We start from the raw sequence: 16,071 nt of genomic DNA, 5'->3' as shown, positions 1-16,071 counted from the left end.
ATGAAATAGTTTAGACCTTATGTTAGTTTTGGGAATAGAAAGTACTTGTGATGAAACAGCGTGTGCCATCGTTCGTCATGGAAAAGATATTTTGTCAAACGTTGTTGCTTCTCAAATTGATTTACACAAAGAATACGGAGGCGTTGTCCCTGAACTGGCTTGTCGAAGGCATATTGATCTAATCATTCCAGTCATTGATCAAGCTCTTAATCAAGCAAAATTAACACTTGAACAAATTGATTTAATTGCGGTTGCAAATGGCCCAGGGTTAATTGGAGCTTTACTGATTGGTTTAAATACTGCTAAAGCACTCGCTTTAGCCCTTCGAAAACCTTTTATTGGCATTAATCACGTGGAAGCTCATTTATATGCAGCAATTATGTCACACCCTCAAGATGTTCAATTTCCTTGTTTAGGCGTCGTTCTGTCTGGCGGTCATACTGCTCTTGTTTTAATTAAACAAATCGGCCAATACGAACTTATCGGACAAACTGTAGATGATGCTGTTGGAGAAGCTTTTGATAAAGTCGCTAAGATGCTTAATCTACCCTATCCCGGTGGACCAGAAATAGAGAATTTAGCAAGGCATGGTCGTTCTGTTAAATTTAATTTTAAAGCTGGACAAGTGAAAGACCGCCCTTTGGATTTTTCTTTCAGCGGACTAAAAACAGCAGTCCTTTATGCTATCAAAGATCCTAAAGCGCTTAAAGAGACAGTTCTTTTATCCTCCGAAATGACTCAAGATATCGCAGCAAGTTTTCAAGAAGCCGCTTGCAGTGATATTGTGAAAAAATCTCTATTGGCTGCAAAACAATATGGTGTCAATACTCTCTTATTTGGGGGGGGTGTAACGAATAATTGTTACTTAAGAAAATCATTTTCCGTGGCCAATTCAAACTTAAACTACATATGGCCTTCTGCCGGTTTAAGTTTAGATAATGCTGCCATGATCGCAGGTCTTGGATACTACCGTTATCAATTACAAAACAAAAGTGATTCTATGGATTTAGAACCATTAACACGAACCCCTTTACAATCCGTAAAAGAATAAATTTTGCGCATAAACAAACTGAAAAGTTACAAATATTCTTATTTCGACTATTGAATTTAAACATTTATTAAGTTAAGATTAACAATCTTAAGAAAAACCCCATGGATGGAGCTAATCAATGGCCAGCAAACGTGAAAACATTAAAATGAAAAGTTCGAAAAGTCACTATCATTACTACACATCAAAAAATAAAACTTCAACTCCAGGACGTCTAACATTAGTTAAATATGATCCAGTCGTACGAGAGAGAGTAGAATTTAAAGAAACAAAGTAATTTTTTTACTTTTGGTACATAAAACATGTTTGAGCTTTCTGTCGCCTGCAAATATCTTATTCCCCGCCGGCGACAGCTCTCTGTTTCCATTATAAGTATCATCTCTATTTTAGTCATTAGCCTAGTAGTCTGGTTAATCATTGTTTTTTTCTCCGTTACCAATGGCCTAGAAAAAAATTGGATTTATAAACTCACTACTTTAACCGCACCTGTTCGAATTACTCCTACCGATGCTTATTACCACTCTTACTATTATCAAATTGATAGTTTAAGCGAAAATTCCGGTTATAGTCACAAAACAATACGGGAAAAGAACGAATCACAGTTCACAGATCCTTACGATAAAGATTATGATGAAGAAATTCCTTCTCACTGGCAGACTCCAGATCGCCAATCTGATGGCTCCCTAAAAGACCTTGTTAAATTAGCTTTCAATTCGATTCAGGATCTGAAGAAAATACCTGGCTTATATGCTCAAGACTTTGAATTAACAGCTAGCCATATTAAACTTCGCCTTCAAAGAGACATGTCCGTTTTGCATGCACACAACTTTTATGGAGGTGCAACGCAATCGTATTTAGCTTATCCAACCTACTTAGGTAACTTTGAAGCAAATAACTCCAAAATTGGCCAAACTTTTTTACCTATCGAATCAAAAGACCTTAATAATTATTTACAATTGATTCCTTTTGCAGAGAATCATGAAGATAATCCAGATGAAAAAACTCCTTTTCCTCAAACGATACTGCAAAAAAGATTAAGAAATTTTTTTGATCATGTCGTGATCAATCAACTACAAGCTAAATCATTTGGTTGGACAATTCCGAAATCTTTGTTTCCTTTAAAAGCCCATTGGCAAGGATGTGCTGTTACTAAAGAGAATCATATTTTACGAATTGTTGTTCCTGCCCAATCTGAAAAATGCATGCAAATTCAAAAGTCTCTTGAAGACCAAGGTTTAGAAACGATTCTGGGACAATTGCATCTCAATGAAGGAAAAGCAATATTTTATGGAAAAAATCAAACTGTTTTTAATGATCTAACAAAAATTCCTATCACTTACGCTAGTGGGAATTCTTTTGAAGCTCATTTAATCTCCTCTTCAATCGAACGAGCCAAACGATTAGATGATCTTACTTTTGAGATAACCGTGCCTATTCAAGGTGATATTTTAAAAGGAAATGCCCCTTATCGAGGACTAGAAATTGCCTCTGCGGAGTTAAAACCTACCAATAAAAACTTTGGCAACCCCTTCTGGATTTATCAATCATCCGCAAATTCAAATTTTATTCTTCCCTCGGATTCGGATATAGGCGGAGGGGTGATTTTACCTAAAAGTTTCAGAGAAGCTGGAGTTTTGATTGGCGATCGAGGACACTTAAGCTATTTTGCTGCGACTGCAAGCCTTTTGCAAGAACAGCGTCTTCCAATTTATGTTGCAGGATTTTATGATCCAGGGATTATTCCAATTGGTAATAAATTTGTTTTAGCCAACCCAGAAATCACCTCCATTATTCGAGCATCTCATAATCAAGATGATAAATCTAGTTTAACGAATGGAATTAACGTTCGTTTCGATCATTTAAGCCAAGCAGATGAAGTGAAAGGCGCTTTATTAAAGGCTTTTCAAAAGAATGGGATCAATCGTTACTGGGATATACAAACTTATAAAGAATACGAATTTACAAAAGAAATTATTCAAGAGCTTCAGAGTCAAAAAAATATTTTTATGTTGATTGCCGTGGTTATTATTCTCGTGGCCTGTTCTAATATCATTTCTATGCTCGTTATTTTAGTAAATGATAAAAAAGTTGAGATCGGAATTCTTCGTTCAATGGGAGCTTCTTCAAAAAGTATTGCCCTTATATTTGGATTTGCAGGTGGAGTAATTGGTATCCTAGGAAGTTTAATTGGAATTGGAGCTGCTATACTGACTTTAAGTTATTTAAGCACTCTCATTGCCTTTTTAAGTCGTTTGCAAGGACATGATATGCTTAACGCTTCTTTTTATGGACAAATGTTAACATATGAAATTAGTTATGAAGCATTATTTTTTGTTTTAGGGGCGACTTGTATGATTTCTTTACTAGCAGGTATTGTACCTGCTGCCAAGGCTTGTCTTTTAAAACCCTCTCAAATTCTAAGATCTGGGAGTTAAATGGATTCTCATTCAACCTTAATTCTTGAAGCTCATGATATTCAAAAGAACTTCTATCATCCTGTGCGAGTAAAAATTCTACAAAGCGTTTCTCTTCAAGTTCGAATGGGAGAATCGGTGGCGATTGTAGGAAGATCGGGAGAAGGAAAAAGTACATTATTACAAATTTTAGGTACACTCGAACAACCTTGTTCAGGAACTTTAACAATCGATAATCAGGTAATTTCCTCTTCAAATAAATCTCAAATAAGAAACGAATTAATTGGATTTGTTTTTCAATCGTTTCACTTACTTGAAGATTATACAGCCTTAGAAAATGTTTTGATGCCTGCACGCATTGGAAGAAAATCTGTCGCAAAAGGAAGTTTGACAGAACAACGAGGGATGGAACTTCTTCATCAAGTTGGACTTCAAGAACGTGCTCATTTTCATACAAAACTTTTGTCTGGCGGTGAAAAACAACGAATTGCATTAGCTAGAGCTATGTGCAATGATCCTAAATTAATCTTTGCAGATGAACCTTCAGGTAATCTCGACAGACAAACTGCTCATCTCATGCATGATATTTTACTAAAATTTATTCACGGGCAACAAAAAGCTCTTGTTTTAGTTACTCATGATCTAGAATTAGCCAAACTTTGTTCGTCTCAATATGAGCTTATTAACGGTCGCTTATATCGCCGGTAATTGGCGTTTGAAAATGATGGCTCTTTCAGAAGCCGTGGAAAATAAATTTACATCTAAATCAAGATGGTTACAAAAATCCATATATTTATAGATTAAAGGAACGAGAATAATATTCTGAATAATCGTTTCAATAGCTAAAAAAATAGGAATCGATGTATGCATTGGCAAAGCGAATCCTAAATGATGCGTCACAATTCTTGCAATAGCAAAACTTGCATTATCAATTATCGTAGATTTAAATACATTCCAGATACGAAAACGACACATCTCAAGAAAGGAAGCATCCTGTACATTTTCTTGTGTTACTAAATGACAACATCGAATAGCAAAAACATAGGAAAAGCATAAATCGATTTTGCTCAACACAATATCTTTAAGGTAATTTCCAATTTGATAATAATAACGGGTTTGTTTAATAAAATTGCTTTCAAGTATCTCTGGCGAAAATTTAGCATTTAAAGTTTGAAATGCTTGTAATTCCCATTGTTCAAAGACTTTTTTTATCTGAAAAGCAACAATAAACCAGACAGCGTAATTAATAGGATTAATTCCAGTTTTAGGGAAAATCTTCCGACCAACTAAACCATACGTCCCTCCAGCCACGGCGGCTAACCCGACAGATTCGACTTGGTTATATAAATAACTAGGAGTTGTAATAACACGATTAATAGAATCAATCATAAATGATTTTTTTACTAAAATTTTTTGTGCTGTTAACTTACTTGAGAATATTTTTTTTTGCAATCTTAGAATTTTTTATTCAAGAAAAATTTTACAATAAGATTTTTGAGCACTATAAATTAGCTAAAAAGTTTAATCTATGAATCTAGCGATTGATATAAAATTTTAAACAATAAGCTAAACAGCTTGCTCTAGTTCTATGTGCTGAATGTTCGCTACTATGGCTTGTTCTTTTGTAGAGTCGGATTGCCCATTAGTCTGAGATGCTTGTTTAGCCAGTTCTTCTTCCTCTGCTCGTATTTTGTTATGAACAGCCGTAAATTTATCTACTAAGCCATTGATAAATTGTAAAATGTGCATACTTAAAATGAGTTCGCCACCGACAAAAATATAGCCACATTTTTTTACTAATCCTATTCCCAACTCTTGAGGAATTGAGGTAACGAAAGATTCTTTAACTTGTTCAATCAATACGCGGCGAAAAATTTCTAAAAAAACTAAATCGTTATCTTTTATGTGGCAATCCAAAATTTGTTGCTTCGTCCGAATTTTTAACGTATAAGAAAAAACTGCGTCTACTTTTTTTTCTATGTCTTCTCCAAAACGAACAACTGACCACGAACCCTTTCTTAATTTATCTACAAGGTTAGATTTCCTTTCAGGCAAATTTTCATAAATTGAACGCTCTCCAATTAATTTTAAAGCAACGAGATGTGTTAAGTATGCAGATTCAATAATGGCAGCGCTTGCTATTCCAGATAACACATAAGGAAAACAAGTCACAGGTTGACTATATTCAACAAATTTAATCCAGACGAGAATGCGCTCCATTCCGTACGCCAAAAAGCCAGCTACACCACCCTTAGCTAAATTTAAAGGAATCCTTAATACATAAGGAACTTGCACATCAGATGTTTGCTGTGCTTCTGTATGTATTTCACTATTTTCTAATAGTCGTGTGCCATTTCCAGTAGGAACGATGCTTAAATTGGCAGGAATTGACATGTTAACTCCCCTTTTTAAAAATTAATAAGTAATTATAGCATTAAAATAATTGTTTAACAAGCCTTTTTACGATATCAATATTAAACAAAATTTGTTTTTTTTTTAAATTTTATATAAAAAACTAATTAACTTGTTTCCAAAAAAATTCTTGACAGATGTTGCGTGATTACTAATAATGATAAAGTTTAAGTTTAGAATTATAAAATCACTGTATACGAAATACAAATACCAATCTAATTTTTAGTAGGTTAATGCAATGCATACACAATTAACGTCGACTTCAAATTCATTTAGCCAGCGAAATTTTTGGATTGTAAGCTTGTCTTTAATTTCCGGTCTTATTTTATCTATTTTATCTTGGCTTGAGCTATGCGTTGAACATTGTTCTGCTAATCAGGAATATCGACTTTTTGGAATGCCATTCGCGTTAGCAGGAATGGCTTTTTTTCCTGCTATGCTAGCAATTCATTTTTTTTCTAAAAAATTTCCTAGTCTTTCAAAATTAACAAGTTGGTCTCTAGCTGCTGCATTTGGCGCTGAAATCATGTTTATTTTGATTCAAAAATATGAGATAGGACATTGGTGCCCAGTTTGCCTGAGCATTGCACTTACGGTAACTATCGCTTGCATCGCAAGAGCCCTCCCTTACTTTAAAACTTTTTACTCTGCTATTCAGCAAAGGGAATTTATGACTAAAATCAAACAAGGTTTACTCTCTTTATCATTTATCATTTTAGGATTTCTCATGGCATTTGTAGGGATCTCAAAAGTTGATGCGGCAGAAGATGCTATTGCGGATATGAAAAATCGCTTAATGTTTGGCTCTAAAACAAGCCCTGTCGAAGTTTATTTTGTCACCGATTGGTTTTGCCCCTCATGCAAAAAAATCGAAACGCAAATAGAAAAAATTTTGCCAGACATCCAAAATCAAGCTGCCTTATTTTTCGTGGATTACCCAATTCATAATAAAAGTATGAATTATACTCCCTATAACTTAGCTTTTTTAGTAAATGCTAAATCCAATTATTTAAAAGCCAGAGAAGTTCTCTCTCAGCTAACTGAAAAAACAGAAACTCCTCATGACAATGATGTTGTTAAGGCTGTTAAAGCTTATCACATTCCCTTTAAAGAATTGAGTTTCTTAGATGTTAAAGCTGGAATGGAATTTTTTGATAAGGTTGTTAAAAAATATGATCTTTCCGCTACACCAACGATTATTGTTACTAACACAAAAACGAATCAAGTCATCAAATTCGAAGGAACTGATGAAATTAGTGATCAGAACGTGTTAAATGCTATTCAGACTTTAAGCCAAAGTCATGAAGGAACTAGTAAATAAATATGATTAATAATTTAATAAAAAAAAACTACTGAAATAAAACAGCTATGGATGAAAATTTTTTATCACATATTGAAACCCAACTTGAAGATTTAAAAACACAAGGTTTATATAAACAAGAGCAAGAAATTACTTCACCTCAAGATGCTAAAATTACTATTGCTGGCGGAAAAGAGGTTTTAAATTTTTGTTCTAATAATTATTTAGGTCTTGCAAATCACCCCGAAATTATTCAAGCAGCTGAAAACAGCTATTCAGACTATGGCTTTGGGCTCTCCTCTGTGAGATTTATCTGTGGAACCCAAACTGTACACAAACAGCTAGAAAGGCGTCTTTCTCAATTTTTAGAAACAGATGATACAATCCTTTATTGCTCTTGTTTTGATGCTAATGGGGGTCTTTTCGAAACACTCCTTAGTGCTGAAGATGCCGTCATTAGTGATGCTCTAAATCATGCTAGTATTATTGATGGAATTCGATTATCCAAAGCAAAACGTTTGCGTTACGACACGAATGACATGACTAGCTTAGAGCAACAACTGAAAGTAGCTAAAGACTCGCGCTTCCGTTTGATTGCAACAGATGGTGTCTTTTCAATGGATGGAACAATTGCGAATTTAAGAGTCATCTGCGATTTAGCGGATGAATATCAAGCCCTTGTCATGGTGGATGACTGTCATGCAGTTGGCTTCATGGGAGCAAAAGGAAAGGGAACTCCTGAGTTTTGCGATGTCATGGGTCGCGTCGATTTGATCACAGGAACCCTTGGAAAAGCTCTTGGAGGAGCACTTGGTGGATATACTTCGGGCCGCAAACCTTTAATCGATTGGTTAAGACAGCGCTCGAGACCTTACCTATTTTCTAACACCCTAGCTCCTAGCATTGCTGCTGCTTCTTTAACTGTATTAGATTTGATTGAAAAGTCTGATGATCGACGAGAAAAACTAAAGGCTAATGCGCTCTACTTTCGAGAAAAAATGACTGCTCTTGGCTTTAACCTTATTCCTGGCTCTCATCCTATTATTCCTATTATGCTAGGAGATGCTAAACTTGCCCAAAATTTTGCGGCCAAAATGTTAGAACAAGAAGTTTACGTGATTGGGTTTGCTTATCCAGTTGTTCCCCAAGGTAAAGCTCGTATTCGCACACAAATGTGTGCCAATCATACGCGAGAAAATTTAGATCAAGCCATTCAAGCTTTTGAAAAAGTAGGAAAAGAACTTAAGATCATTTCTTAATAACCGAAGCTATAGCCTAAATCAAACTATATTTCATTAACCTAGAGTTTGGAATTTTATCCCAATTCTAGCAGTGATATCTTTTGCTTCACTCCAATCCTATCATCCTCCTTTTGACCTCCTCGTTTTGCAAGTAAATTATTTTAATTTCTGATTGCAAAGTGAAATGAATTTGTAATCATTTCGTATGCTGACTATAATTGTCTCTCCTCAAAAAATCACATTGAAGGTCTTTTTATGAAAGGTTTAGTCAAGAAAATATCAGCTCCCGGTCTTTGGATGGAAAATTTGCCAATACCGTCGCATGTGAAAGATGATGAAGTTCTGATTAAAACAATTAAAACATCCATCTGTGGCACCGATGTTCATATTTATAAATGGGATGCTTGGGCGCAGAAAAATGTTCCTGTGCCTTTGGTGATTGGCCATGAATTTATCGGTGAAATAGCGGAATTTGGAAAAAATGTTAAAGGATTTAAAATTGGAGAACGAGTATGCGGGGAAGGACATATCGTTTGTAATCAATGCCCAAATTGCCGCATGGGTCGTAAGCATGTCTGCATGCACACGAAAGGGCTAGGTTATCATATTTCTGGCTGTTTTGCTGAATATTTTGTTCTTCCTGCAGAAAATGTTTTTTCTCTACCCCCTTCCATTTCTGATGATTTAGGCGCCATCTTCGATCCTTACGGAAATGCTGTCCATACTACGCTCGCCTTTAATCTTATTGGTGAAGATGTTCTTATTACAGGTGCTGGCCCAATTGGAATCATGGCAGCCGCCATTGCTAAACAAGCTGGTGCAAGACATATTGTTATCACAGATGTGAACGATTATCGTCTAGACCTTGCAAGAACTATGGGTGTCTCGCATGCTATTAATGTTAACCAAGAATCTTTAGATAATTTTATGCAATCTCTAGGAATCAAGTATGGCTTTACAGTTGGGCTTGAGATGTCTGGCCATCCTGACGGACTAAAAACTTTAACAGAAAAAATTCGACATGGAGGAAACATCGCGTTACTTGGTATTCTTCCACCAGCTACTTCTATTGACTGGAATTTAGTTATTTTTAAAATGTTAACTTTAAAAGGGATTTATGGAAGAGAAATTTTCTCAACCTGGTATCAGATGGTTCACCTTCTGGAAATTGGCTTAAATTTAGCTCCCATTATTACCCATCATTTTTCAGTTGATAATTTTGAAAAAGGATTTGATGTGATGATATCAGGCCAATCAGGCAAAGTGATTCTTGATTGGGTTTAACCTTTCCCCTGCATAAAATTTTGATGCAGTTTACAAAATAATTATTAATAATTAAAAAATTATTGTGTCCAAAAGAGGATGAAAAAACAGCGAATTTTTTAAAAAACTTGTCTGTATCAAAGCAATTCCAACAAATTTTTTATCTAATTCATAAATAAAATAATATTTTTTTAACAAGCTTAACAATAATTTAATTTTGTTAATTAAAAACTAAATAAATTGGCAATAGCTAAGTTTATATCCATATTTGCTTTTTTAAGGGCATTCTGAATTGCATTTTTTGAAAAACCAGCAGCAGCTCCCGTCAATAGTTGATCGGTTAAATACTCCATCATCGAATAAGAGTGCGTATTAAATAAAAACTCTTCGTAGTTTATTAATTGTTGAAAAAAACTTTGATTAGGCCCTATATTTTCTTTTTTGCTCCTCACGTGTATATAAGCATCTTTTAAATTTAAACTATGTTCTTTCATCAAATAAGAAATTACCACCGCACTAGATCGGGAAATACCAGCCTCACAATGAACTAAAACCTTATGTTTACCAATGGTTCCCTCTTTAATAAATTGATGAAGCTCCACAAAATGTTGAGAAATATTTGTATCCATTTCATCGGGTATCATAAGGTGCTTGTAAGTAAAACTTTGAATGAATTTATTAGGATAGCGCGCTTCGTTTTGCCCTTTTATAGTACCAGTCAAATTTAAGATATGGGTAATTTTCTTTTTTTGTAGAAGAGATAAATTTTCAGCTTCAACGACAGATGAAAGAAATAAATTCGTGACAATTTCAGGACATTGCTTTTGACTTTCTACATCTCTTGTATTAGGCAAATCTTCGAGCGTATTTACTGAAAAAGACGAAATGAGCATGATTTCCCCCTAAACAATTAAATTTAATTCTTTTGTAATTTTAATTGATAAGAATCAATCATTTTAATGGAAGAATTTAATGAATATCTATCTATTTAAATAGACTCTTTTAGAATTAATTAAAACAAGTAAGCTACTCATCACCATGGCAAAAGCCGCAAATAGTGGAGTTAAGGATCCGTAAACAGCTAATCCTAAACCAATGCAATTGTAAAAAAAAGCCCAAAATAAATTTTGCTTAATAATTTTATGTCCTTTTTTAGCCAAGTGATGCATTTTTTGTAATATTTGTAAACGATTGGTTGTTAAAAGAATATCAGAAACCTGAATCGAAATATCAGTCGCCGACATAACGGCAACGCCTACATGAGAAGCTGTCAAAGCCGGAGCGTCATTGATTCCATCCCCAATCATCATCACAATTTCTCCCTGTTTTTTTAGCTTTTCTATCAATTCTCTTTTTTGAAGTGGGTGATACTCTGCAAACCATTCTTGAAATCCGCACAATCGAGCAACGGCTTCAACAGCTAGTGAAGAGTCTCCTGACAATAGCAATGTTTTTATCCCTTTTAAAGATTGAATCAACGTTTGTACTTCTGGCTGAATACGATCTCCCAAATGAATAGCAGCTAAACAAATATTTTGCTTAGCAAAAAAGACTGTCGTTTGAGCCTCCATATTTTTTCTCAAATGAACTAAAGGAGTTGATATCCCCTGTTGTTGTAAAAAAATGGCTGACCCAAAATAATAGGGGGTTGTTCCTTGATACCCCCTAATTCCTCTTCCGATAATCTCTTCGATTTTTTCAATGTGGCTCTCTTCAAAATTAATAATAGCTTGATCAACTGATCGAGCGATGGGATGATTCGAATGAGAAACTAACGCTTTTAAAACACTTTTTTCTTCTAAAGAAAGCTTTTCATAGCCACTTAAAATAGTATATTTTCCTTCTGTAACAGTTCCTGTTTTATCACAAACTAAGGTTGTTTCTTTACCGAGTAAAGCTAAACAAGCTCGATTGCGAATAATCACTCCGAGCTTAGCAAATGCATTTAGTAATTGAGATTCTACTAAAGGAACAGCAATTCCAATAGCACATGGACATGAAATCAGTAAAACAGATACAGCACGAATAATTCCGGATTGTAAAGAGGTTTGATCAAAATCTTGTTGGTTAAATAGTAAGCAGTAAACAAAAACCCCAATCGCTAAACATAAAACAAACGGAACAAACCATTTGACAATCGAGTCAATGGTTCGTACATACTGAGCTTTATGACCAATATCTTGCTCTACCATTTCAACAATTTGAAAGAGGGCAGTTTGTTCAGAAGTAGCAGTCACTTTAATAACCAAAAATCCCTGTTGCAAAATCGTTCCAGCTAAAACATTCACCCCAACATTTTTAGGAACGGGTAAAGCCTCTCCTGTCATTATAGATTCATTGCAAATCCCCTCTCCTTCTTCAACAATTCCGTCCAGTACAATTTTCTCACCACTCAAAACAACCAGAAAATCTCCTATGTGGATCTCTTTTAAAGAGACAAACTCATTTTTTGTTGCAGAGATTTTTTTTCTTCCGCGTCTTGGTAGCGCTCTTGTCAATTGAACAAGTGAATCTTTAGCAGAAAATTTAGCTTTTGACTCAATCATTTTTCCTAACAAGACGAAAACAATGATAACTGTCATCGAATCAAAATAAACATACGAACTCCCCCTCCACATTTCATAAATAGATAGTCCTGTCGCTGCAGCTACACCCAAAATAACTAAAGCCTCCATTCCCCATAACCCTACTTTCGCACCAGTATAAAATCTCTTCCATATTGGCCAAGCACTATAGGTTAAAACGGGTAGTGCCCCTATCAAAGAAAGCCAAGCAAATAATTGGGCATATCCTTCTGCTTGTTCATTAAAAAAACTGACATAAATTGGATAAGCAAACATCATAATATTCATTGAGAAAAATGCTGCGATAACAAAACGAAGGGATAAAGTTCGACTCAACACTTGTTGGCGAGGATCCTGCAAAAAATTTGGACGATATCCCAAATTTGAGATGAGTTTTAAAATTCTTTCTTTTGTGGTATGAACAGGAGCATATTCGATCGTAGCTAAATCTGTTGTATAATCAACGTAGCAATAAGTAATCCCCCATTCTTTCAAAAGAGTCAGCTTGATAACTTCTGCACAAGATGGACACCACATATCGTGAATTTCTAAATGTAGCTTTTCAAGCGTCTCTTTCTCTCCTATTTTCTGACTATTAATTTCTTCCAAAAGGCGTGGATTGGCGATCAAACCTGATTTCAAAGCTTGCTTAAACAAAGGGTGTTCACTAACATTATTTAACGCTTGTTGAGTGGCAAGAATTTGATGCACAGTTTGACACCCCGCGCAGCAAAATGTTTTTTCTCCATCTTTATAGAAGACAAGATTAATAGGGCTTTGACAAAGTAAACATTCAGATGTCATAGAGTTTTGTTAAAATAGTTATTCATTTAAAAAATTAATTTAAACACTAACACACACTTCATTTGTTGACCGCATCATTTCATTTACGATGAAATATAGTATTTTAAATTAAAATTTACATGTTACTTAGCGACTCTCTTCATTAATCATTTTATTTTGAGAAACTATGACAAACTAGCGTCGAAAGTCAAGAGATGGATGATTCTACTTTCCGTTATGAATATGGCCACTTTTTTTGATTGTCGTCGAGCTGCAACTTGGGCATGTTAATGTTTTTTTAGATCTTCGTATGATGAAAACCTTATAAGAAAGCCATTTACATTAGAAAAATAAAATTTTTTAGTTGACATGACATGTTTAGGACTATTCAATAGACAATTGGGAGCCTTACCTATTTAGCACTACCCCAGAGTTCAAAAAAGAAATAAAGAAAATCCATATTGACATAGGCTTTAAACAAGGCATAAATGATTGAATAGAAAAAATGGTAATAGGAAAACATAAAAATATCATCATTAATCTACTTGATGAGGTCAAAATTAAAGTTTATTTAGAGAGTTTTGCCGCATTCTTGTAACTCTGATTCAACTCTGATTCAAGTAGAGCCCTGAAAAGCTCTACTTTTTTCATTTTTATAAATAATTAAAAAAATTGAGGCTAGATTCAATTAATTTTTATTTACTTAGTCATAGGTCAGCTCGCAATTTTTAAGATGGGCTTCCCTTAAATCATAAATTTTATCTTTTGATCTTTGAGTTTTCATATGAATATCGATGATATGTAGAGCCAATTCTTTTGAATCGAGTTTTTCTAATGCTAGTCTTTCGAGAGCCTCAGGCCCTTCCCACCGATAGTTTTGTTGCTGCAGGCCATGCACGAAATAAAATAATTTAAACGCTTTTGCAAAAACAGCTTTGCCATCTTTTGGATAAACCTGCCAATTAGTTTGATATTTATTTTTAAAAGATTTATCCACTGTAATACCTGATAATTCTAGCCGCTCTTTCATTTTTGGATCTAAGATTTCAATCTCTTGATCAGGAATTAACTTGGCTACCGGTCTGTAACTAGGATTTACTAAAACAAACATAAAATTCTCTCCTTTAATTATTCAAATTTTATTTTATTCGATATTTTAATAAAAGCTAAGCCTATTTTCCCATTCACTCTTAATAGTTCGAATAAGTTGGATAGGAGTCTTGCCTTCTTTGAAAGCCAAACGGGATTTTTTTATTACAAACTCCATCCATTCTATTGCATGACAAGGAGCCATTTCCTGCTCGTTTTCATCTCCTATTTCCTCTTGCTCTTCAAAGTATGAGTCCTCTTCATATGCATTTAAAGATTCCATTTTCTGCTTATATATTTTTTCTGCTTCTGGAGATATTAAATTTTTTATTTCAGGTAAAAAATTTCTTTCTAATTGAGGTAGATTGTCATAACAAAGTTGTAAAGGTCGACTAAGTGAGGATGCAAAGCATTGATCATGGTCAATTGCAAAAAGATGGTAAAGATCATTTTCCCGCTGAAAAAGCAAATTACCTTCGTTGCGATCTGTATTTCCAATTAAAAGGTCTAAAATAACCATTTTTTGTAAATCTAGTAAATCAATACGATCTAACCCAAAGTTTTCGTTTTCTTGTACGTTTCCATATTTTACACAATCAGGGACAAACAATTGTGCTGATCCTACATTGCCTTCTCCCAAATCGATTAATACTGTTAAGGGGACTTGAAATTGGTTGTGATAATTTATACATGATGCCATTTGTTCATTCTTGCATATTGTAGAATTATTTTTAAAATTATTTAGTGGTTTAAATATCCATTGAGGTTTTCCTTCATCCGTTAAAGTATAAACCTCATTTACATTGCCACCTCCAAAAAGCTGAGATGACTCAATGATAGGAAATTTTTGCAGCTGCGTTCGATACTGAACCTTATCATCTACATATTTTTCATAAGCAGCGGCAGCACTAACCCCATTTTCTCCCATACCCCTTAGCATTTCTAAAAAAGCTGGTATTGCTTCTTCTGTGTTATTAGCTATAATGGCTTTCACAGCTCCTTCAGGTTTTGGTTCACTCAAACCAAACTTTTTTACTTCCTCTATTGAGGAAGCATATCCCCCTCTATTTTCAATAGATTCCAAACAATTCAATAAACTTTTACATATAAAAGCAGGAGCTGGATTAATAACATTTATAGGCCGGGTTAATTCTTGTTCACTTAAATGAGAAAGTAAGGGAGAAAATAATAGGGAATGTGCATCATTAATTTCCTGTTTTGTAATTGGAACGGCTTCCCTAAATTTTGCATTTAAACGCTCATTACAAACAGCCAGTAAATGAACTGCATTTAAATCTCCTTTGGCTGAAATAAACATTTGTAACTTTTCATTTGAGATATTAAAATGTTTAGCTGCTCTTTCACACAAATTTTCTAAAATTTCTAAAGTTGTTGAATTTGAAACGATTTGTTTTAACGATAGTTTAACTTGCTGATCCTCTTCCGCATCTGAACTCGTTTTTACTGATTTTTTTTGTTGTTCAAATTCAGACTTATCTTCATTTGATTTTCTTGTTCGTTTATTTGCTAGCGGTAGGTCAATAAAATGTGAAAATTGATTAGATTGAGATTCCTGAATGCCAAAAGTATTTATTTCTATTTGTTCAATCCGTCTATCTAAGCTTTCAATAGGTGGACAAGTATCTGGGTTTCCAACACGAATGCTTGAAGTCACTTGCGAACAAAAAGATATTTTACTTAAATCTTCAGCTGCATTGATTGTTTTAGTAGCCGTTAACTCGACTGGATTAGTTTCATTAGTATGAGTGGCTGTTAATGTCTGGTATGACCGCCCTCCAACTGGATGTTCTTTATTTAATTCTTTTGACTCAAAATTATTTTCAGAAACAAAGCTTTGAGAAGAACTAATAGGCTTAGGAAATGGATTGGGATCATTCATAAAAAAACCTAAAATTTGAATTATTAAATTATTTTTTTTGCAAAAACAATTTACAAC

At 34.3% G+C, this 16,071-nt stretch carries 13 protein-coding genes; 7 read left to right on the top strand and 6 right to left on the bottom strand.

Going from position 1 to position 16,071, the window contains the following annotated elements:
• Positions 1–19: 19 nt before the first annotated feature.
• From tsaD to BU804_RS07100, 4 genes are all read left to right on the top strand, one after another.
• Positions 20–1,051, top strand: coding sequence for a tRNA (adenosine(37)-N6)-threonylcarbamoyltransferase complex transferase subunit TsaD (gene tsaD, locus BU804_RS07115; protein WP_075883536.1), 1,032 nt, complete (start codon positions 20–22; stop codon positions 1,049–1,051).
• 118 nt (positions 1,052–1,169) lie between these two features.
• Positions 1,170–1,325 (top strand): 50S ribosomal protein L33, encoded by a 156-nt coding sequence (gene rpmG / locus BU804_RS07110; RefSeq protein ID WP_011175367.1) that lies wholly within the window; start codon positions 1,170–1,172, stop codon positions 1,323–1,325.
• A 25-nt stretch (positions 1,326–1,350) separates the two neighbouring features.
• Complete coding sequence (locus BU804_RS07105; protein WP_075883535.1) at positions 1,351–3,483, top strand: ABC transporter permease; 2,133 nt, start codon at positions 1,351–1,353, stop codon at positions 3,481–3,483.
• Positions 3,484–4,170 carry an ABC transporter ATP-binding protein gene (locus tag BU804_RS07100; protein ID WP_075883534.1) on the top strand — a complete coding sequence of 229 codons (687 nt, stop codon included), beginning with the start codon at positions 3,484–3,486 and terminating at the stop codon, positions 4,168–4,170.
• Here the strand turns inward: BU804_RS07100 and BU804_RS07095 are convergent.
• On the bottom strand, positions 4,156–4,851 hold the full coding sequence (locus BU804_RS07095) for a hypothetical protein (protein ID WP_075883533.1): 696 nt from the start codon (positions 4,849–4,851) through the stop codon (positions 4,156–4,158). The two genes, BU804_RS07100 and BU804_RS07095, sit on opposite strands and share 15 nt — an antisense overlap.
• 177 nt (positions 4,852–5,028) lie before the next feature.
• Positions 5,029–5,856, bottom strand: a complete 828-nt coding sequence (locus BU804_RS07090; protein ID WP_075883532.1) for a hypothetical protein — start codon at positions 5,854–5,856, stop codon at positions 5,029–5,031.
• Between the two features lie 256 nt (positions 5,857–6,112).
• On the opposite strand from BU804_RS07090, the gene BU804_RS07085 reads away from it, so the two are divergent.
• The 3 genes from BU804_RS07085 to tdh all read left to right on the top strand — a co-directional run bounded on the left by BU804_RS07085 (position 6,113) and on the right by tdh (position 9,699).
• Entirely contained in the window at positions 6,113–7,195 is a 1,083-nt protein-coding gene (locus tag BU804_RS07085; protein WP_075883531.1) for a thioredoxin domain-containing protein, read from the top strand.
• Positions 7,196–7,242: 47 nt separating this feature from the next.
• Complete coding sequence (locus BU804_RS07080) at positions 7,243–8,433, top strand: glycine C-acetyltransferase (RefSeq protein ID WP_075883530.1); 1,191 nt, start codon at positions 7,243–7,245, stop codon at positions 8,431–8,433.
• 237 nt (positions 8,434–8,670) lie between these two features.
• Positions 8,671–9,699 carry an L-threonine 3-dehydrogenase gene (gene tdh, locus BU804_RS07075; protein WP_075883529.1) on the top strand — a complete coding sequence of 343 codons (1,029 nt, stop codon included), beginning with the start codon at positions 8,671–8,673 and terminating at the stop codon, positions 9,697–9,699.
• Positions 9,700–9,902: 203 nt separating this feature from the next.
• On the opposite strand, the gene BU804_RS07070 is transcribed toward tdh, so the two are convergent.
• The 4 genes from BU804_RS07070 to BU804_RS07055 all read right to left on the bottom strand — a co-directional run bounded on the left by BU804_RS07070 (position 9,903) and on the right by BU804_RS07055 (position 16,014).
• Positions 9,903–10,571 (bottom strand): dual specificity protein phosphatase family protein, encoded by a 669-nt coding sequence (locus BU804_RS07070; RefSeq protein ID WP_075883528.1) that lies wholly within the window; start codon positions 10,569–10,571, stop codon positions 9,903–9,905.
• A gap of 87 nt (positions 10,572–10,658) precedes the next feature.
• Positions 10,659–13,046: a heavy metal translocating P-type ATPase gene (locus tag BU804_RS07065; RefSeq protein ID WP_075883527.1), complete on the bottom strand. Its 2,388-nt coding sequence runs from the start codon at positions 13,044–13,046 to the stop codon at positions 10,659–10,661.
• Positions 13,047–13,728: 682 nt separating this feature from the next.
• The gene (locus BU804_RS14145; RefSeq protein ID WP_075883526.1) at positions 13,729–14,136 is read right to left on the bottom strand and encodes a hypothetical protein; all 408 of its coding nucleotides are present in this window, start codon (positions 14,134–14,136) and stop codon (positions 13,729–13,731) included.
• Positions 14,137–14,181: 45 nt separating this feature from the next.
• Complete coding sequence (locus BU804_RS07055) at positions 14,182–16,014, bottom strand: hypothetical protein (protein ID WP_143298950.1); 1,833 nt, start codon at positions 16,012–16,014, stop codon at positions 14,182–14,184.
• Positions 16,015–16,071 lie beyond the last annotated feature (57 nt).

Source organism: Candidatus Protochlamydia sp. W-9 (assembly GCF_001950615.1).
In the GTDB taxonomy this organism is placed as follows: Bacteria; Chlamydiota; Chlamydiia; order Chlamydiales; family Parachlamydiaceae; genus Protochlamydia; species Protochlamydia amoebophila.
Note: the sequence above shows the minus strand (reverse complement) of the source record. Positions and strands in the feature narration are given on the sequence as shown.

Bases quoted from the DNA above. Each gene is read 5' to 3' on its own strand.
- BU804_RS07070 (WP_075883528.1), bottom strand. From the start codon at position 10,571: ATGCTCATTTCGTCTTTTTCAGTAAATACGCTCGAAGATTTGCCTAAT.
- BU804_RS07090 (WP_075883532.1), bottom strand. From the start codon at position 5,856: ATGTCAATTCCTGCCAATTTAAGCATCGTTCCTACTGGAAATGGCACA.
- BU804_RS07065 (WP_075883527.1), bottom strand. From the start codon at position 13,046: ATGACATCTGAATGTTTACTTTGTCAAAGCCCTATTAATCTTGTCTTC.
- BU804_RS14145 (WP_075883526.1), bottom strand. From the start codon at position 14,136: ATGTTTGTTTTAGTAAATCCTAGTTACAGACCGGTAGCCAAGTTAATT.
- BU804_RS07105 (WP_075883535.1), top strand. From the start codon at position 1,351: ATGTTTGAGCTTTCTGTCGCCTGCAAATATCTTATTCCCCGCCGGCGA.
- BU804_RS07080 (WP_075883530.1), top strand. From the start codon at position 7,243: ATGGATGAAAATTTTTTATCACATATTGAAACCCAACTTGAAGATTTA.
- BU804_RS07100 (WP_075883534.1), top strand. From the start codon at position 3,484: ATGGATTCTCATTCAACCTTAATTCTTGAAGCTCATGATATTCAAAAG.
- tdh (WP_075883529.1), top strand. From the start codon at position 8,671: ATGAAAGGTTTAGTCAAGAAAATATCAGCTCCCGGTCTTTGGATGGAA.
- rpmG (WP_011175367.1), top strand. From the start codon at position 1,170: ATGGCCAGCAAACGTGAAAACATTAAAATGAAAAGTTCGAAAAGTCAC.
- BU804_RS07095 (WP_075883533.1), bottom strand. From the start codon at position 4,851: ATGATTGATTCTATTAATCGTGTTATTACAACTCCTAGTTATTTATAT.
- BU804_RS07085 (WP_075883531.1), top strand. From the start codon at position 6,113: ATGCATACACAATTAACGTCGACTTCAAATTCATTTAGCCAGCGAAAT.
- tsaD (WP_075883536.1), top strand. From the start codon at position 20: ATGTTAGTTTTGGGAATAGAAAGTACTTGTGATGAAACAGCGTGTGCC.
- BU804_RS07055 (WP_143298950.1), bottom strand. From the start codon at position 16,014: ATGAATGATCCCAATCCATTTCCTAAGCCTATTAGTTCTTCTCAAAGC.